The organism is Deinococcus sp. (genome assembly GCF_018260405.1).
Classification (GTDB): domain Bacteria; phylum Deinococcota; class Deinococci; order Deinococcales; family Deinococcaceae; genus Deinococcus.
This window is the reverse complement of sequence record NZ_JAGLBG010000028.1, coordinates 1-15397: the sequence shown is the minus strand read 5'-3', so window position 1 is coordinate 15397 and position 15397 is coordinate 1. Positions and strand designations below refer to the sequence as shown.

At 62.7% G+C, this 15397-nt stretch carries 16 protein-coding genes; 7 read left to right on the top strand and 9 right to left on the bottom strand.

The window, feature by feature from the left end; genetic code table 11:
• Positions 1-89 precede the first annotated feature (89 nt).
• Positions 90-521 carry a hypothetical protein gene (locus QZ269_RS05395; RefSeq protein ID WP_291425078.1) on the top strand — a complete coding sequence of 144 codons (432 nt, stop codon included), beginning with the start codon at positions 90-92 and terminating at the stop codon, positions 519-521.
• Positions 522-593: 72 nt separating this feature from the next.
• Here QZ269_RS05395 and QZ269_RS05390 read toward each other — a convergent pair whose 3' ends face one another.
• The gene (locus tag QZ269_RS05390; RefSeq protein ID WP_291425075.1) at positions 594-1304 is read right to left on the bottom strand and encodes an ABC transporter ATP-binding protein; all 711 of its coding nucleotides are present in this window, start codon (positions 1302-1304) and stop codon (positions 594-596) included.
• A complete protein-coding gene (locus tag QZ269_RS05385) occupies positions 1301-2461 on the bottom strand; it encodes an ABC transporter permease (protein ID WP_291425073.1) in 1161 nt (386 codons plus the stop codon). The genes QZ269_RS05390 and QZ269_RS05385 overlap by 4 nt, the downstream gene beginning before the upstream one ends.
• A 133-nt stretch (positions 2462-2594) precedes the next feature.
• Between QZ269_RS05385 and QZ269_RS05380 the strand changes: the two genes are divergently transcribed.
• Positions 2595-3863, top strand: a complete 1269-nt coding sequence (locus QZ269_RS05380) for a DUF4127 family protein (protein WP_291425071.1) — start codon at positions 2595-2597, stop codon at positions 3861-3863.
• 119 nt (positions 3864-3982) lie between these two features.
• Here the strand turns inward: QZ269_RS05380 and QZ269_RS05375 are convergent, their stop codons facing one another.
• From QZ269_RS05375 to QZ269_RS05365, 3 genes are all read right to left on the bottom strand, one after another.
• Complete coding sequence (locus tag QZ269_RS05375) at positions 3983-4858, bottom strand: EamA family transporter (protein WP_291425138.1); 876 nt, start codon at positions 4856-4858, stop codon at positions 3983-3985.
• Between the two features lie 5 nt (positions 4859-4863).
• Positions 4864-5616, bottom strand: a complete 753-nt coding sequence (locus tag QZ269_RS05370) for a glucodextranase DOMON-like domain-containing protein (RefSeq protein WP_291425069.1) — start codon at positions 5614-5616, stop codon at positions 4864-4866.
• Positions 5617-5715: 99 nt separating this feature from the next.
• The gene (locus QZ269_RS05365; RefSeq protein WP_291425067.1) at positions 5716-6936 is read right to left on the bottom strand and encodes a type II secretion system F family protein; all 1221 of its coding nucleotides are present in this window, start codon (positions 6934-6936) and stop codon (positions 5716-5718) included.
• 61 nt (positions 6937-6997) lie between these two features.
• Here QZ269_RS05365 and QZ269_RS05360 point away from each other — a divergent pair, with 61 nt between their 5' ends.
• From QZ269_RS05360 to QZ269_RS05345, 4 genes are all read left to right on the top strand, one after another.
• Positions 6998-7615: a Sua5/YciO/YrdC/YwlC family protein gene (locus QZ269_RS05360; RefSeq protein WP_291425065.1), complete on the top strand. Its 618-nt coding sequence runs from the start codon at positions 6998-7000 to the stop codon at positions 7613-7615.
• Positions 7616-7655: 40 nt separating this feature from the next.
• A complete protein-coding gene (gene scpB / locus QZ269_RS05355; protein WP_291425063.1) occupies positions 7656-8198 on the top strand; it encodes an SMC-Scp complex subunit ScpB in 543 nt (180 codons plus the stop codon).
• Positions 8199-8488: 290 nt separating this feature from the next.
• The gene (locus QZ269_RS05350; protein ID WP_291425061.1) at positions 8489-9247 is read left to right on the top strand and encodes a DUF4388 domain-containing protein; all 759 of its coding nucleotides are present in this window, start codon (positions 8489-8491) and stop codon (positions 9245-9247) included.
• A 246-nt stretch (positions 9248-9493) separates the two neighbouring features.
• Positions 9494-10297: a polyphosphate kinase 2 family protein gene (locus QZ269_RS05345; protein WP_291425059.1), complete on the top strand. Its 804-nt coding sequence runs from the start codon at positions 9494-9496 to the stop codon at positions 10295-10297.
• A 361-nt stretch (positions 10298-10658) separates the two neighbouring features.
• Here QZ269_RS05345 and QZ269_RS05340 read toward each other — a convergent pair whose 3' ends face one another.
• A complete protein-coding gene (locus QZ269_RS05340; protein ID WP_291425057.1) occupies positions 10659-11561 on the bottom strand; it encodes a metallophosphoesterase in 903 nt (300 codons plus the stop codon).
• A 278-nt stretch (positions 11562-11839) separates the two neighbouring features.
• Between QZ269_RS05340 and QZ269_RS05335 the strand changes: the two genes are divergently transcribed.
• Positions 11840-12652, top strand: a complete 813-nt coding sequence (locus QZ269_RS05335) for a metallophosphoesterase (protein ID WP_291425055.1) — start codon at positions 11840-11842, stop codon at positions 12650-12652.
• A 571-nt stretch (positions 12653-13223) separates the two neighbouring features.
• Here the strand turns inward: QZ269_RS05335 and QZ269_RS05330 are convergent.
• The 3 genes from QZ269_RS05330 to QZ269_RS05320 all read right to left on the bottom strand — a co-directional run bounded on the left by QZ269_RS05330 (position 13224) and on the right by QZ269_RS05320 (position 15227).
• Positions 13224-13868 carry a nucleotidyltransferase family protein gene (locus QZ269_RS05330; protein WP_291425053.1) on the bottom strand — a complete coding sequence of 215 codons (645 nt, stop codon included), beginning with the start codon at positions 13866-13868 and terminating at the stop codon, positions 13224-13226.
• Positions 13858-14481 carry a hypothetical protein gene (locus tag QZ269_RS05325; protein ID WP_291425052.1) on the bottom strand — a complete coding sequence of 208 codons (624 nt, stop codon included), beginning with the start codon at positions 14479-14481 and terminating at the stop codon, positions 13858-13860. Before QZ269_RS05325 ends, QZ269_RS05330 begins: the two co-directional genes overlap by 11 nt.
• 347 nt (positions 14482-14828) lie before the next feature.
• Positions 14829-15227, bottom strand: a complete 399-nt coding sequence (locus tag QZ269_RS05320; protein ID WP_291425050.1) for a Fur family transcriptional regulator — start codon at positions 15225-15227, stop codon at positions 14829-14831.
• Positions 15228-15397: the final 170 nt, after the last annotated feature.

Below are 15397 nucleotides of genomic sequence, written 5' to 3'. Positions count from 1 at the left end.
CGCCGACCTGTTTGGCTCTGGTCGGTGGCCCCTAGTATCTCCACCTTTTGATGGAGCACAGCCGCTCCTCAACAGAGTAGAATAGAGGCATGAAACGCCTGCTCATCCCTGCTCTGCCGCTTCTACTGGCGGCGTGTGGGTCATTGAGTCCGGCTCCTACGGCGGGAGAGCTGCTCGACGCCCCCACGTCCCTTAACGTAACGGGCAAGGTGCTGACGGCCCAGGCTGCGCCGACCCTCAGCGGCAACGTGTTCAGTGTGCGGGTCAAGGTGCAGACGCCCAAAAGTGCCCTGCCTGGCCTGAACGTTACCAACCTGTACGTCGTGACCAGTGACGGTGTCTGGAGTACGGCGGTCGATAAAACCTCGCAGTGGAAGTGCGGCGCGAGTTGCGCCTTCGCGGTAGGCCGTGGCCCCGCCGAGGGTTTGCAGAGCGGTGACGGCGTGCAGGTGGTGCTGGGCCTGCGTGACGCCCAGGGCCGCACCTTCCTGCTGCGCGACGACCAGGTCAAAGTCAAATAGTAAGTAATACAGACTTGGGTTGAACAATTTGCAAACCGTTCAACCCAGGCGGACTTGTAAGGAAGGGCCTCTTTAACCCTCTGCGCTCACCAGGCCGTCCCGGACGTGCAGCACATGGTTGGCCCGCGCTGCCACGTCGCGGTCATGGGTAATCAGAATGGTGGTGCGGCCCTGCGCGGCGGGTGCCGTCAGGAGGTCCAGCACCCGCTCACCCGTGTGGCTGTCGAGGTTGCCTGTCGGTTCGTCGGCCAGCACGATACTGGGGTTATTCACTAGGGCGCGGGCCAGGGCCACCCGCTGCGCTTCGCCGCCGGAAAGCTGATGCGGCAGGTGCCCGGCGCGGCGTTCCAGCCCGACCTCAGCCAGCAGGGCATAGGCGCGGTTCCGGCGCTCACGGGGCGAGACTCCGGCGAGCGTCAGTGGAAACTCTACGTTTTCCTGCGCGGTCAGAATGCTGACGAGATTGTGGTTCTGAAACACGAACCCGTAATGCGCCAGCCGGAAATCGGCCCGCTGCGCCTCCGAAAGGTGGCTCAGGTCGGTGTCGCCAGCCAGCACCCGGCCCCCGCTGGGCGTATCGAAGCCCGCCAGCAGGTTCAGCAGGGTGCTTTTGCCGCTGCCCGACGGCCCCACCACCGCCGTTAATCCCACCGGAAAAATGTGCGTGAGTGGCCGCAGCGCCGTGACCTGTTCCTCGCCGCTGGGGTACACGCGGGTCAGCCCTTCGGTTCGCAGGATGGTCGGCCCAGTTATACCCGGCGCAGTCATATCTGCACTATTCATACCCGTCCCAGCGCTTCGGTAACGGCCATGCGGCTGGCGTGGCGGGCAGGCAGCAGTCCCGAGAGCAGCCCCAGCAGCAGGCTGATGCCCAGCGCCAGCAGCACCAGCCGGGGTGTAAGGGCCGCTGCGTCGATGTCGGCCAGATTGCGGGTATACGCGTTCACGCCCCAGATGCCGACCAGCCCCAGCACCACGCCCCCGACCCCGCCGACCAGCGACAGCAGCAGCGACTCGCTGAGCACCAGCGCCTGCACGAAAGCGGGCCGCGCCCCCATCGCCCGCAACGTGCCGAACTCGCGGGTACGCTCGAATACGCCCATCATGACGGTGTTGGCGACGGCCAGCCCGCCCACGATCAGCGAAATCAGCGAAATGCCGAAGCGCACCGCGTCGCTGATTTTCATGGTCTTGTCCAGAAAGCTCAGGAAATCGCCCTGGGTCTGGGCTTCCACGTTCAGGCGTTTAGAAATGGTGTCGGCCACGCTGCGGGCCTCATGCGCGTCGTTCAGCTTGACCGCCACCATTGAAAGCCGTCCCTGCGCGGCCTCGGCCCGCTGAATGGTCTTCAGGGGCAAAAAGATCATGTTGTCGACCAGCCCCGAATCGTCGGCCAGCACACCCACCACCTTCACACTTTCGCGGCGGTTGAGGTTCAGTTTGCTGCCCAGCGTGAGGTGCATGTTGTCGGCGGCTTTGGCCCCGACCACGGCGACCGGCTGCTGCTCGTCGCCAGGAGAAAGGACGCGGCCCTGCGCCGCCCGGATGTTCGGAAAGATGGCCTGAATTCCCGTGGCCGCCGGAATCCCATACAAGATGGTGTTCTGGCTGGGGTCGAGGCTGCCGCGCAGCGACATGTACACGGGCGTCACCGACTGGATGTTCAGTGTGGGTGCCAGTTTCTGAAGATCGTCCACCAGACTTTCCGGCACGTTGGGCTGAACCGAGATGCCCTGTGACAGCCCACTCAGACTGACCTGAATATCCGGCCCGATACCGCTCATCTGGTCGGTGAACACCTTGCGGATGCCCTCCCCCAGCGACAGAAAAATGACCATGCTGGCGACAGCTACGGTAATGCCTAGAGTGGTCAGCAGCGTGCGAACCGGGCGGCGGGTTAGGCCGCGCCAGGCCAGCAGCCACAGGTCAATCGGTTTCAAGGTGCCCTCGCATGGTGTTCAGGGTACGCCGGGAGGTGCGGCGCGGGGGTGGATTGCCTCGCTATTGCCCGGCCACAGTTGCGCCGGTCAACTTGTTCTCAAATCCTCATGGCCAGTCGCTAGTCTCGGGGGGATGCTCCGTGCCGCCCTTTTGCTCTCCCTTGTTCTGCTGGGTTCCGCGCAGGCCCAGACGCTGCTACCGCTCGATTCGCGCCCGGCGACCCGCGTACTTCCGGCGCTGATCGCTGGTCTGCCCCCAGGTGCGGCCCCCAGCGTGCCCCCGGCGACCCTGCTGGGCAACGCCAAAACCGGAGCCGATCCGCAGGCGCTGGCCGCCTGGATCGCGGCCCAGCCTGCCGACAGGCCGCTGATTGTGTCGCTGGATGCGCTGGCTTACGGCGGCCTTGTTCAGTCACGCAACAGTCCATTAGACGCGGCGAGCGCCGTGAGCAACCTGCAACCCCTGCGCGACTGGGGCCAGCGCACCGGGCAGCCAATCTACGCTTTCATCACGCTGCCGCGCCAGCCCGACGCGACCGACCGCCCCCGCAATCTGGAGGTGGTACGCCAGATGATCGCCTGGGCCGCCGAGGGCGTGTTCAGGGAACTGCACGTTACCTGGGACGACGCCCTGCCCGGCAGCCCCGCCCCACAAGAAGGCGCGGCACTGGCCAGAACAGCGCCCGAGAATGTCCACATCTATCCCGGAGCCGACGAAGTGCTGAGCATGCTGGTCGCCCGCGCTATTGCCCCGGAGACCAGGTCGGCGCGTGTGGAATACAGCGACCCCGAGGCCGCTCGGGCCGTGATGAAGTACGAGGGCATTCCCCTGACCCAAAGCGCCGTAAACCACGCGCAGGCCAGCGGCTTCAGCGTGAGCGAAGACCCTAAGCCCGACCTGACGCTGTACGTGTTCAACGGCGGCGACCCGCGCCAGGCGGCACTGCGGATCAGTGCGCTGCTACGTAAGGGGCAGGTGGCCGTGGCCGACGTGGCGCAGGTCAATCTAGGCAATCCCAAGCTGTGGAAGGACATGACCACCTTGCAGCGCAACAAGAATCTGGCGGCGCTGGCGGCCTGGGGCACGCCCGGCAACAACCTGGGGACGGCGCTGGCCCACGCCAAAGTGTTTCTCAACGGTGTGAACGCCCCGCGTCAGGACGCATTGCTGGCCCGCGAATACACCAACGACGTGATTTTCAGCGGCCAGCTGCGGGCGGCGCTGCGTAAGGCCGTTCCCGAAAAGGAAATGAATACGCCCGCCGCTCAGCAGACCCTCAACGACCTCATTCATAACATGCCAGTGCAGATGGGCAACCTCTACACGCTTGCCAACGCGACTTTACCGTGGGGCCGCTCGTTCGAATGGGACTTCGATTTGCAACCGGCTACCAGGCCCTGAAGTCCTGATCAGCCGCGTCCGCGTTCCGCTTTACAGCCCCTAGACCTCCGGTAAGCGTTATTCATTCTGGGCCGGGTCTGAAAGTCATTGAGGTAAAAGCCCGTTCGCATGGCTTTTGCCTACTCGACCGCCGGGTGCGCCTCTTTTTTCTTGCCCACGCTGAGCATGAGCGCGGCCCCGAGCAGTCCCAGCGCGGAGAGCTGTTCGTGAAACAGCGCGGCGGCGAGGCCCGCAGCGACCACCGGCTCCAGGCTGGCGATCACGCTGGCCTGGGTCGCGGGGAGAGACCTAAGGCCAGCACTGTAGGCCAAGTAGGCCAGGTAGGTCGAGAAGACAGCGATGGCCCCAAGACTTTGCCAGGCTCCGGCAGTTTTGGCACTGAAATGCACGAAGGGCAGCAGCGCCACTGCGCCGACTGGCAGGGCCACCGCCAGCAGCGCGGCAGGCGTGTAACGGTCAAAAAAAGCCTTGCCGTACAGGTAATACAGGCTGTAGGTGAATCCGGCGACCAGTCCCCAGGCCAGCGCTGCGGGCGTCGCGTTGATGCCCTTGCCGCCCCCCAGACTGATTAGGGCAATGCCCCCTAGCGTGCCTAGCACCGCCAGAATCTCGCGCTGGCCCAACTTTTCGCGTAGGAACGCCCAGCCCATCAGGGCCACGAAGGCGGGCGCGGTGTACAGCAGCACACTGGCTAGACTGGCCCCACCTGCACGCACGGCCAGCTGGTACGAACCGTAAAAAACGCTGACCCCAGCAATGCCGAAACACGCGGTGACCAGCAGGTCGCGGCCTCTTGGAAGTGGAGCGCGAATCACGGCGCTATGAACCGCGTACAGCCCTCCTGCCAGAATAGCCCGCCAGAAGGCGACTTCCAGTGGGGCCACGCCCGCCGCCTGCGCCTTTTTTCCCAGGATGCCCAGCAGGCCCCACAGAATGGCTGCGGTCAGAATCAGCAGCGGAGCCGGAACGCTGGGGCGGGTGGCTGACCGGGGCACCCGCGTCAATGGAAGCGCCCTGTGCGCCGCAGTTGCCACGTCGCCAGCAGCGTAAGCAGCAGCCCAGCTCCTCCTAGAGCGCCCAGAGACCACACGCGCAGGTCACGGCTTTGCCCGGCGGGGGCCAGTTCATGCGTCTGATAGGCCGAGTAGTCAGAAGCGGGGGCAAGCACGTCCACTGGAACCGGCGCACCCGCCCTGGCTGCTTGCAGGTTGCCCGGCCCGGCCTGGGTGGTCGGCTGAAGCAGTCCATCGGCACTCAGGGGTGTGTAGACGCTGCTGGTCACCCAGTAGCCGTACTGCCCAGCCGGGATGGCCGAGTCGATCACCAGAGTGGTGCCTTGCCGCGTGACCTGTGGCGTGGGCAGGGCGGCGGGCGCAGTCCCGTTCTCGACGAACTGCTCCAACTGGGCCCCTGCCCCGCTGACCCGCAGGTGGTATTCCCAGCCGCCCGCGCCCGCTGTACGCAGATTCAGCCCGGTCAGGTCATAGGAGCCGCCCAGGCCCGTTTTGACAAAAATGTCGGTTACTCCGTCCGAATACCCGGAACTCAGGTGCCAGGGGTTACTGACCGCGCCGAAGCCAACCGTAAAGCGCATCTTGTCGCCCGCGTCCTGTGCGCCGAACTCACGCAGGTCCAGGGCGTCGGCATTAACGGTGGGGTGCGTCGGGAGAACGTAGCTGCCATCACCGTGAGCATCTCCGGCGGGATCGGCCAGAGCAAAAGCGGCGGCAGCTAAAAGCGGCAAAACGGACACGCCCCCGAGTATAGGCCCGCGCATGACGTTGCACCCGAAAAATGAGCATTGCTCCAGACCACAACCGTCTGGAGCAATGGGGTGGGTGGTTTCAGGCGCTTACTTCATCAGGGTATTCATCAGCGAGATCATAGGAAGGAACATGGCCAGAATGATGACCAGGACAACGCCCCCAAGCAGGACGATCATGATAGGTTCGATAGCCGCCGTGAGGCCTTCGACGGCTTCATCGACTTCGCGGTCATAAAAGTCGGCGACCTTACCAAGCATCGTGTCGAGCGAACCCGTTTCTTCACCGATAGCGACCATACTGACCACCATAGGCGGAAAGACAGGACTGGTCGCCAGGCTTGAACTCATCTGTTCACCAACCATGACCACGTTCTTGGCATTTTCGATGGTTTCTTCAACGATGGCATTGTTGGCGGTGCCCTTGGTAATTTCCAGGCTTTCGATAATATTGACGCCGCTGTTGATCAATAGGCCAAAAGTACGGGCAAACGACGCCACCGAAGTTTTCTTGATAAGCGGCCCGAACAGAGGAACACGCAGCTTGAGGGCATCGACCATACGGCGGCCCACTGGGGTGCGGTAATACCAGCGGTAGGCAAAAATCAGCGCAATAGTAGCAACTATGATTCCTAATAGGGCGTGCCGTAGAAAATATGACAGGGCCATGACCATCTGTGTAATAACGGGCAACTTACCCTGCACAGAGTCGAGCATCGAGGCGAACGTCGGGACCACGAAGGCGATCAGGCCATAGGTGATGATGATGGCAAACACCAAAACGATGGCTGGATAGGTCAGGGCGCTCTTGATCTTGCCGTTCAGGGCCAGCTGTTTTTCCTGAAAGTCGGCAATACGTTCCAGCACAGAATCGAGTGTTCCGCTGGTTTCCCCGGCGCGAACGAGGTTGATGAACAGGCGATCAAAAACTTTGGGGTGCTGCGCCAGCGTATCGCTGAGCGGAGTTCCCCCTTCGACCTGACCGCGAATGTCACGGAGGATGCCCTGAAACGCCTTGCTCTCCATCTGCTTTTGCAATATGGTCAGCGACTGCACAATGGGCACCCCGGCATTGATCAGGGTGGCGAGCTGCTTACTAAAGATCGCCACTTCTTTCATATTCGGCGGGCGATCGGTCAGGCCCGGAATTTTGATATCGGCGTTCATGCCTGTCTTGGGAGGCTTGATCTCGACAATTGTCAGATTCTTGGCTCTCAGGGCGTCGCGAACCTGGGCGGGCGACTCTGCTTCCATTGTTGAGGTCAGGACCTTACCACCACGGTCCCGGACGCGGTATTCGTAGACCGGCATAACCCAGAGTATAGTCGCAGCTATCTTGCGCCGCCCTTACAAGCGGCCAGGGGGCAAAAAAGTGTCGCAGAAAACAGTAATCGAAATGGCGGTGCAGCAGCTCCGCGCCGGAAACGTGGTCGGCTACCCCACCGAAACGGTGTGGGGGCTGGCAGCTGCGCCAGAGCACCTGGAGCAGTTGTGGCGGCGCAAAGGCCGGGAGGCCAACAAGCCTTTGCAGGTTTCCTGCGCCGACCACCAGACAGCCCTGGCACTGGCGGAGGCCAGCCCACTGCTGGAACTGCTGTTGCCGTTGTGGCCCGGCCCGCTGACTGTGGTGACCCGCGCCTCGGCCCGCTGTCCGGCGGCGTTGGCCCCCGGCGGCTGGGTGGGGCTACGACTTCCCGATCATGCTGTAGCCCAGCACCTCCTGAGCGCCGCCGGGTATCTGGCGACCACCAGCCTCAACCCAACCGGGCAGCCCGCTGCGCTTACTTTTAAAGAGGCCAGGAGGTACGCGCTGGCCGATCTTCTGCTCGGTCAGCCACCAGGCCGCGCGGGGGGTCAGGCGAGTACCGTCGTGCGTTTGCCTGCCCGCAGCGGCGAACCAGCGCAGGTGCTGCGCGTCGGTGCTCTGGCAGCGGGCGACCTTGCGGCGGTGCTGGGCCGGGCAGGCGTCCGCGTGGAGGCTCCTTCGTGAGCCAGTCGGCCAGCCCAGAAGCGGGCGAGGAGACCTGACTGTGCCTGATGAGCAGCTTCCGGCGGCCCAGGCCCTGATCGGCGCGACGTTGCTGGCGGCGGGGCGTCCGGTGCGGCTCAGCGAACTCGCCAGCATTCTGAAGGTCGGGGAGAAAACGGCCCTCGGGCTGATCGCGGGCTTCGGGCAGCAGCTGGAAACGGCGCAGCTCGGCTTTGTGCTCGAGGCCGTTGCTGGGGGCTACCGGCTGGTGGTTCCCCCGCTGACGGTGCCTTACCTTGCTCCGGTTCTGTCCCCGCCGCCCCTGCCAGCCCTGAGTGCGGCGGCGCTGGAAGTCCTGGCGGTCATCGCCTACCGCCAGCCGGTCACGCGGGCCGAAATCGAGGCCATGCGCGGCGCGAGTGCCAGCACGGTAATTACCCTGCAAGAGCGCGAGCTGGTCAAGGTCATTGGGCGCAGTGACGCCGTGGGCCAGCCGCTGCTGTACGGCACGACCGACAAGTTTCTGCTGGAATTCGGGCTGCGTTCCCTGGCCGATTTGCCCCCGCTGGAAAGTGCCGATTTCGCTCATCTGCTCCGGGGCTGAGGGGGCTGTACTGGGAAGATGAGGAATTTCTTACAGCATTTAGAGCATTTTGCAAAAGGGTGGTGCTCTTTTAACCATCTTTTTGCCGAGTGGAACGAGTGAACAAGAAAGGGCAGGACGTAGAATGAAGGGGGCGGCGGTGTTGTTCCAACGTGCCCATCATTCGGAGAACTGCCCTAAGAAATGGCTGGGTGTAGACCGAAGGCCAGAGGCACGCGCCGCAACAAACACTCTCCGTAAAGTCCGTGTGACCCCCGGACCCGATTTGACCCGATTCAAAAAGAGAACCTATGACCAATACCGCTGACCTCGACAGTTTTGATTTTCTCCAGTTGCTGCGTATGCTCGCCGACGGTGGCAAGACGGGCGCACTGCACATCATCCGTGACCGCGAAAACTTTCATTGCTGGCTGGAGGATGGCCGGGTCAGACACTTGCAACTGGGGCATATCGAGGGCATCGGCGCACTGGTGACCCTTATGCAAGAGTCGCGGGGGCGGTTTCAATTTGATGAAGGTCAGCGGCATCACGACCCGCAACTAGACACCACCCTAGACGAAGCTGTTCTGGCGGCCTCGGCTCAGCTTCCCTTGCTGGCCGTGCCTTTCGAGGGTCCGGCGCGGTTGACTTCTGCCGAACGGGTCGCGGCGCTGGACTGGACTGCCGATGAGCAGAAGCTGCTGCGCCGGATCGAGTCTCAGGTGCCGCTGGCCGAGGTCGCCGCTGAACCGGGGGGGCGGCTGCTGATTTCGCAGTTGCTGCGGCTGGGTCTGCTCAAGCCGCGCAAATCGCGCGTGGCCCGCTTGATGGTTGGCGTGGCCCGCGAGGTTCGGGGCGTGGTGCTGGTCGATGACCATATTTTCCGGCGGTGGAAAGATGATCTGGGGCGTCCCTTCAGGCAGCTGGCTGTTCGGGACGAGGCGGGGCAGACCTACACGTTTCCGGTGCGTGAGGGGGCGGGCCTGGGCACCCAGCTGCTGGTGTCTGCCGACCTGATTATGCAGACCAGTTTGCGTGCCGGAGACAGTGTGCTGGCCAAGCCAGTCTGACCCTGGGCCCATCTGAACCTAGGCCGTTAGCGGTTAAGTACGTTGAACCTAACATTGCGAGATTCCGGGAGAGCACCGGAACCTCTCCATTCCCGCTCCAACGTACTTTCTTCTGCTACGCGCTCCGCGCGGTTTATCTACAAGATAAACGCAGTGTACTTAGCTGGGTCAGGGGTCAGCTTCTTTATCCGGGCAGACGGGCCGCGCCGCCCCACGCGGGGGCAGGGCTGAATTACACTGCTTCAAATGAAAACCGATCAGTACCATGTGACCCCCGGCGAAAAAGTCAAGCTGAGCAACTGGAACCCCAACGACGATGGCGGGCTGCACAAGGAAGATGCCAAGCCACTGGACGACAAGCTCAGCGACGACCTGTTCGGCTGGCAAGAGCGCCTCTTTGCCGAGGGAAAGCAGTCGCTGCTGATTATTCTCCAGGCCCGTGACGCGGCGGGCAAGGACGGCGTGGTCAAGAAGGTGATGGGGGACTTCAACCCGAACGGCCTGCACATTGCCAATTTCAAGGTGCCCAGCGCCGAGGAACTGCCCCACGACTTTCTGTGGCGCATTCACGCACAGGTGCCGCAAAAGGGGCAGATCGGGGTGTTCAACCGCAGCCACTATGAGGACGTCTTAGTCACGCGCGTGTATAACCTGATCGATGACAAGGTCGCCAGCCGCCGCCTGGAACACATCCGGCATTTCGAGCAGCTGCTGGCCGACTCGGGCACGCGCATTCTCAAGTTTTACCTGCACATCAGCCCCGAGGAGCAAAAGCGGCGCCTGCAAGACCGCCTTGACAACCCCGACAAGAATTGGAAATTTAACCCCGGCGACCTAAAAGACCGCGAACACTGGGACGGGTTCACGGCGGCGTATCAGGCGGCCATAGAGGCAACCAGCACCGACGCCGCGCCCTGGTACGTGATTCCGGCCAACCACAAATGGTTCCGCGACCTGGTGATCAGTCAGATCATTCTGGACACCCTGAAGGACATGAACCCGCAGTACCCGGCTATCGACTACGACCCCAAAAAGATCGTCATCAAGTAGTACAGTTTCCGGGCGCAGAGTGGGCAATCCGGCGCAGTTCGGGGTTGTTAGAGCATTTTGCAAAAAGATGGTGCTCTTTTGACCCTCTTTTTGCCGAGTGAAACGAGTGAACAAGAAAGAGCAGGACGTAGAATGAAGGGGGCGGCGGCGTTTTCCGACGTGCCCATCATTCGGAGAACTGCTCTAAAACTGCCCGGTTCGGCTGGCAGGCTGTATAATACGGATTTCGCTAAATTCCACCACAGTCGGAAAAGCGCCGCCTGCGGCTCCATACCGCGAAATCCGTATGCTTTTCCTACTCGCGTCCGCTCGGATTGATTCAGAACTGCACCGAATCAATCGGAATCCGTATAAGCCGCCTTCAGGCCGGATTCAGCGTGAAAAAGGCGATTTCCGGCGTACACAGGTTCCGCAGCGGAAGGCCGCTCATGCCCAGGCCCCGGCTCACGTAGGCGGGGGTGCCCTCTGCTCCCGTGACCCAGCCCATCGCGTACCGCTGGCCGTATTGGCTGGGCACAGTCAGTGCTCCGACCAGCGGCAGCCGCACCTGACCGCCGTGGGTATGGCCGCACAGCACCAGTCCGGGGGGCACCTGCCCCGGCGGTTGCGGCAGTTTGGCGATCATCAGGTCGGGGTTGTGCGTCAGCAGCAGCTTGGCGTGCGTGGTCGCTCCGGCCAGCGACGCCTGCACATCCGGCGTGCCGTACCCCAGATCGTCGGTGCCGCCCAGATAGAGGTCGTCACGCACTGCCGCGCCCTCGTTGCGCAGGATCCGGATTCCGGCCTGCCCGAATTCCTGCCGTAGCAGCTCGCGCCGGGCCTCCCAGTCGGGGCGGGGCGGGCCGTACTGTCTGCCGCCGTACTTGCCAAAACTGCCGTAATCGTGGTTGCCCCACACGCCGAAGCAGCCCAGCGGGGCCTTCAGGCGGGCCAGTTCGGACAGCAGCGGCGCGGACGGAGTGTTCAGGCGTTTATCGACCTGATCGCCGCCAAACAGGATCAGGTCGGGGCGCAGGGCATTGGTGGCCTCGACCCAGCGCCGCACGCTGCCCGCCTGAATGTAAAGGCCGTAGTGCATATCGGTCAGCAGCGCCACCGTCACGGGCCGCTTCAGGCCAGGCAGGCTGGCGGTATGCTGCGTCACACCAAACTGAAACCCCTGCGCTACGCCACTGCCGCCCAGCAGCCCGGCGGCCAGTCCGGTGCCCAGCAGCCCACGTAGAAAGCGCCGTCGATCCGGGTTAGGCAGGGAAAGCTCGGTCATCTGCCTAGCTTAAAGGCCCGCGATGTGAATGTCTTCATCCGTAAGTCGAACGGCGTGCATTTTAGGGATTCAAGATTGCGCCAGCACACAACGGATTGAACTCAAGTTTTCCTACGGACTGCGAAAGCGGGGATTCGGGGCGGCCCGCCCCCCCAATGCCGTAAGTGGTCTAAATGCTTAAAATTGACAGACATGTCAGAGCTGAGTCTCTAGACTGGCGGCATGATTTCAGGCGGCGCACCCTTCCTCTTTCGCTTTCCCACACACGCGGGCCGCAAATGAGCCGTCAGGTGGTGGTTATTCCGGATTTGCACGGGCGGGCCGACTTGCTTCAGGCCGCCACCGAACAGTTTCCGCAGGCGCATTTTCTGAGCCTGGGTGACGCCATAGACCGTGGCCCACAGAGCATGGAGACCGTGCGGCACCTGCTCAGGCTGCGCGACGAGGGCCGCGCCACCCTGCTGATGGGCAACCACGAGCGCATAGCGCAGGAGGGGCCTTACTGGTACGGGCAGTACACCGGCACCCATGACCTGGGCGAGTACCGCCGGGCCATGGAGGGCTACCAGTCTTGGATGCGGGCAGGCGGCGAAACCGTTCGGCGGGAACTGGGCGGCCTGACCCTGGAACAGTTTCCGCCGCTGCTGACCGAGTACCTCGGGAATCTTAAGCGGGTGGTGTACGTAACAGCCGACGGTCAGATTCACGACGAGGCCCCCGCCGAACCCAGTGTACTGGTCGCGCACGCCGCGCCCCCGGTCAAGCACCAGCAGTATCCCGATCCCATGTCGGCGGTGCTGTGGCTGCGTCCCTTCGAGGGGCCGTTTCCGTTGCCCGGGGGCGTAACCTACAGCCTGCACGGGCATACTCCGGTGCGAACCCCGACCCGGCTGGGCCGCCACGTGTACGTGGACCTCGGCGCTTACGACACGGGCCGCCTGGCCCTCACCGAAATCGGTGATCCAAGCAGCCCTCCCAGCATCACGGTGCTGTGTGGGAGTGGCCGCCCGGAACTGGCGCAAAAATATGTTAAATTCGGCGAACCTCTGCCGGTTATGCCCGTAGAATTGCCGCGCCAGGTCAGTCAATAACGCTGTTGGCGTTCCAGAAGCTATTGATGCCGTCTTCTGGTCCCATCTTCTGGGGCGATAGACCGCCAGGAACACTAAGTTCGTGCTGTTGCCGACGAGACTGCTTCTCTCATCATTCGGATTTCAACCGGCACCGACTTATAGGGGTTCCGGGCGAAGAGTTGGCAACCCCGCGTCCTTGCGGGTGGTCAACAAAACAGACGGCAGTCCGTAATTAGAGCAGTTCTCCGAATGAGGTAGTTGGTTGGAACTATTCCCGACAATCCTTGCGTAAAGTCCTTGAGAACGCATTTTTCTCAATTGGATTTCCAAAGCAAAAGGTGCCGGTCTTACCTTTTACGAGGTTTTCTGGTTCATCTCTTGATTCGCGTCCGTTTCGCCAAAAACATAATCCTGTGCCGGACGGTACACACGACTGGGCAAGTTGGAACTATGACCGACAACTACCCCGAATGATGAGCACGTCGCAAAAACATCGCCGCCCCCTTCATGCTACGTCCTGCTCTTTTTTTTCACTCGTTCCACTCGGCAAAAGGATGGTCAAAAGAGCACCATCTTTTTGCCGAGTGCTCTAAAGCGCCTGGGCTGCGGCCAGTTGCTGTGGGGTATCGATGTCGGTCAGCTCAAGCGCTGGGCGCTGCACCGCTAGCAGTTGCCCGGCAAAGCGCCGAACCAGTTCGCGCGGCCCCTGATCCTGGTCGGGTAGGGCGGCCAGTTCGGGCAGCAGATCGGCCCGGAACAGGTTGGGTGGGGCATGCACCCCGGCCTGCATACTGGGCTGCTCGCCGTAGCGGGTCAGAACCACCGGAGCGCGGCTTTGCCCAAAAATTTCCAGAACCGCGCGGTGGGTCTGCGCCGTAACAAAGGGCATGTCAGCCAACGCGAACTGCGCCGCGTCTATGCGGGGTTCCAGGGCCTGCGCCGCCACCCGGAACGATGAGGCCAGTCCCCGCGTTGGGTCGGGGTTGACCACGAATCCGAAGCCCAGACCGGCCAGGGCCTCCTGAATCTGTTCGCCGGGTTCGCCTGCTGGAACAACGGCCAGCAGCGAGGCGAAACCCGCTTCAGCCAGGGCCAGAGCCGCGTGACGACACAGTGGTGTTCCGCCCAGGCTGCTCAGCTGCTTGAGCTGCCCCGTGTGGTGGCGCATGCGGGTGCTGCGTCCGGCGGCAAGTAAGACGCCGACTACGCGTGGCCCACCCAGCCTAGTGGACATCCACTTCCAGTGTCCCGGTCGCCTCATAGGTCTTGCTGGCTACCGTCTGGACCCCTTGCACTCCTACCTTGTACGTATTGAGCGGTGCGCCGGGAACAGCCGTGACCGTCATCGGAAAACTTTCGCCTGCGTGAACCTGGGTCTTGCCCAGTGTCACCTTAATGCTGGGGTCGAGGCTGCCTGCCCTCAGCGTAAACACTTCCGGATAATTCTGGCGCTGGTAGCCGCCGATGCGCCCGGTGAGCTGCCTGGTTTCGCCGGGCCGCAGGGTCAACGTGCCGATGGATTTGGTGCCTGGCGCCGCGATCACCACGTAACCGCCCGCGCAGCCCTGGGTTCTCAAGAGGCCGATGTCACGTGCCCCCACGTACAGCCCCGGCAGAAAGGAAGCCACGACCAGCCCTAGCCCCAGCGCTGCTCGGCGGGGCCGCCTCCAGCTGAGCGCCGTAAACGCTAGCCCGCCCGGCCCCAGCAGCAGCGGCATGGAAAGGGCCACCAGCGTCTTGCCGCTGCAAGGTTCTGTGATCAGGTGCTGTCCCAGCCACCGCACCAGAAACACCAGCGCCGTGCCCAGCGCCCAGCCCAGCAGCAGGGCCGGAAGAAATTCCTGCATACGGTAAGCCGGAAAGATTTGGGGTTCAGGTGGCTGAGAACCAGGTGGCCGAGCTTCGGGGGGGTGGGGAGAGACAGGAACGCTCATCGTGCCGAGCTTACCGCAGGGTCAGGTCAGCACAATGGCACTTTATCCCGTCCGGTAAGGAGTTAGGGGGCGGACAGGCAGGTAAAAGGCAGGTAAGAGGTGTTTGAACCCCCGACCGGAGAGAGAAACTAAAGGGGGGGCACTGGGGGCAGTGGAGGTCATCTGGGCGCTTTTTCCCGCTGACCGGAACGGGGTACCCGGCAGCCACTTAGCCGCCATTTGGCCGCTCCCTACGCCGTACCTTAAAGCAGTCGCCGGAGCTACGCGCTGTTTTTTTCGGCGCACCTGGCGCAGATGCCCAGAAATTCGAGGTGGCTGTCGGTGACCTGAAAGCCTGCGGGCAGCGCGGCGGTGGGTGGGTGGGGCAGCGCCTCTGCCGGAACGTCGAAGATGGCTCCGCACGCCCGGCACACGGCGTGGTGGTGGTGTTTGTCCGCCCATTTGTAGTCGTAGCGCGTGGCCTGTCCGGTGCGCTCGATGGTCATAACCACACCGTCACGCACCAGAGCGTCCAGCGTGCGGTAGACCGTGCCCAGGCTTACGCTAGGCAGTTTTTCGCGCACCTGGGTATGAACCTGGGCCGCGTCGGGGTGATCGCGCGAAGTCTGGAGCACTTCGATCACCGCACTACGCTGCCTGGTTTGCCGCACCATCGTCATGCCGGTATGATAGCGCGTCCTATCTGACGGCGGGATGACAGAGGAAGGCAGGCAGGCTGGCGAAGGGCCGCGCTGACGCTGCACCCAAACCCGCAGGGCAACCGCAAAGTCAGCTTAATGTGAATGGGTGAATGATTCCTCGTCTCAGAAGGTAGATATTCCTAGTCTTA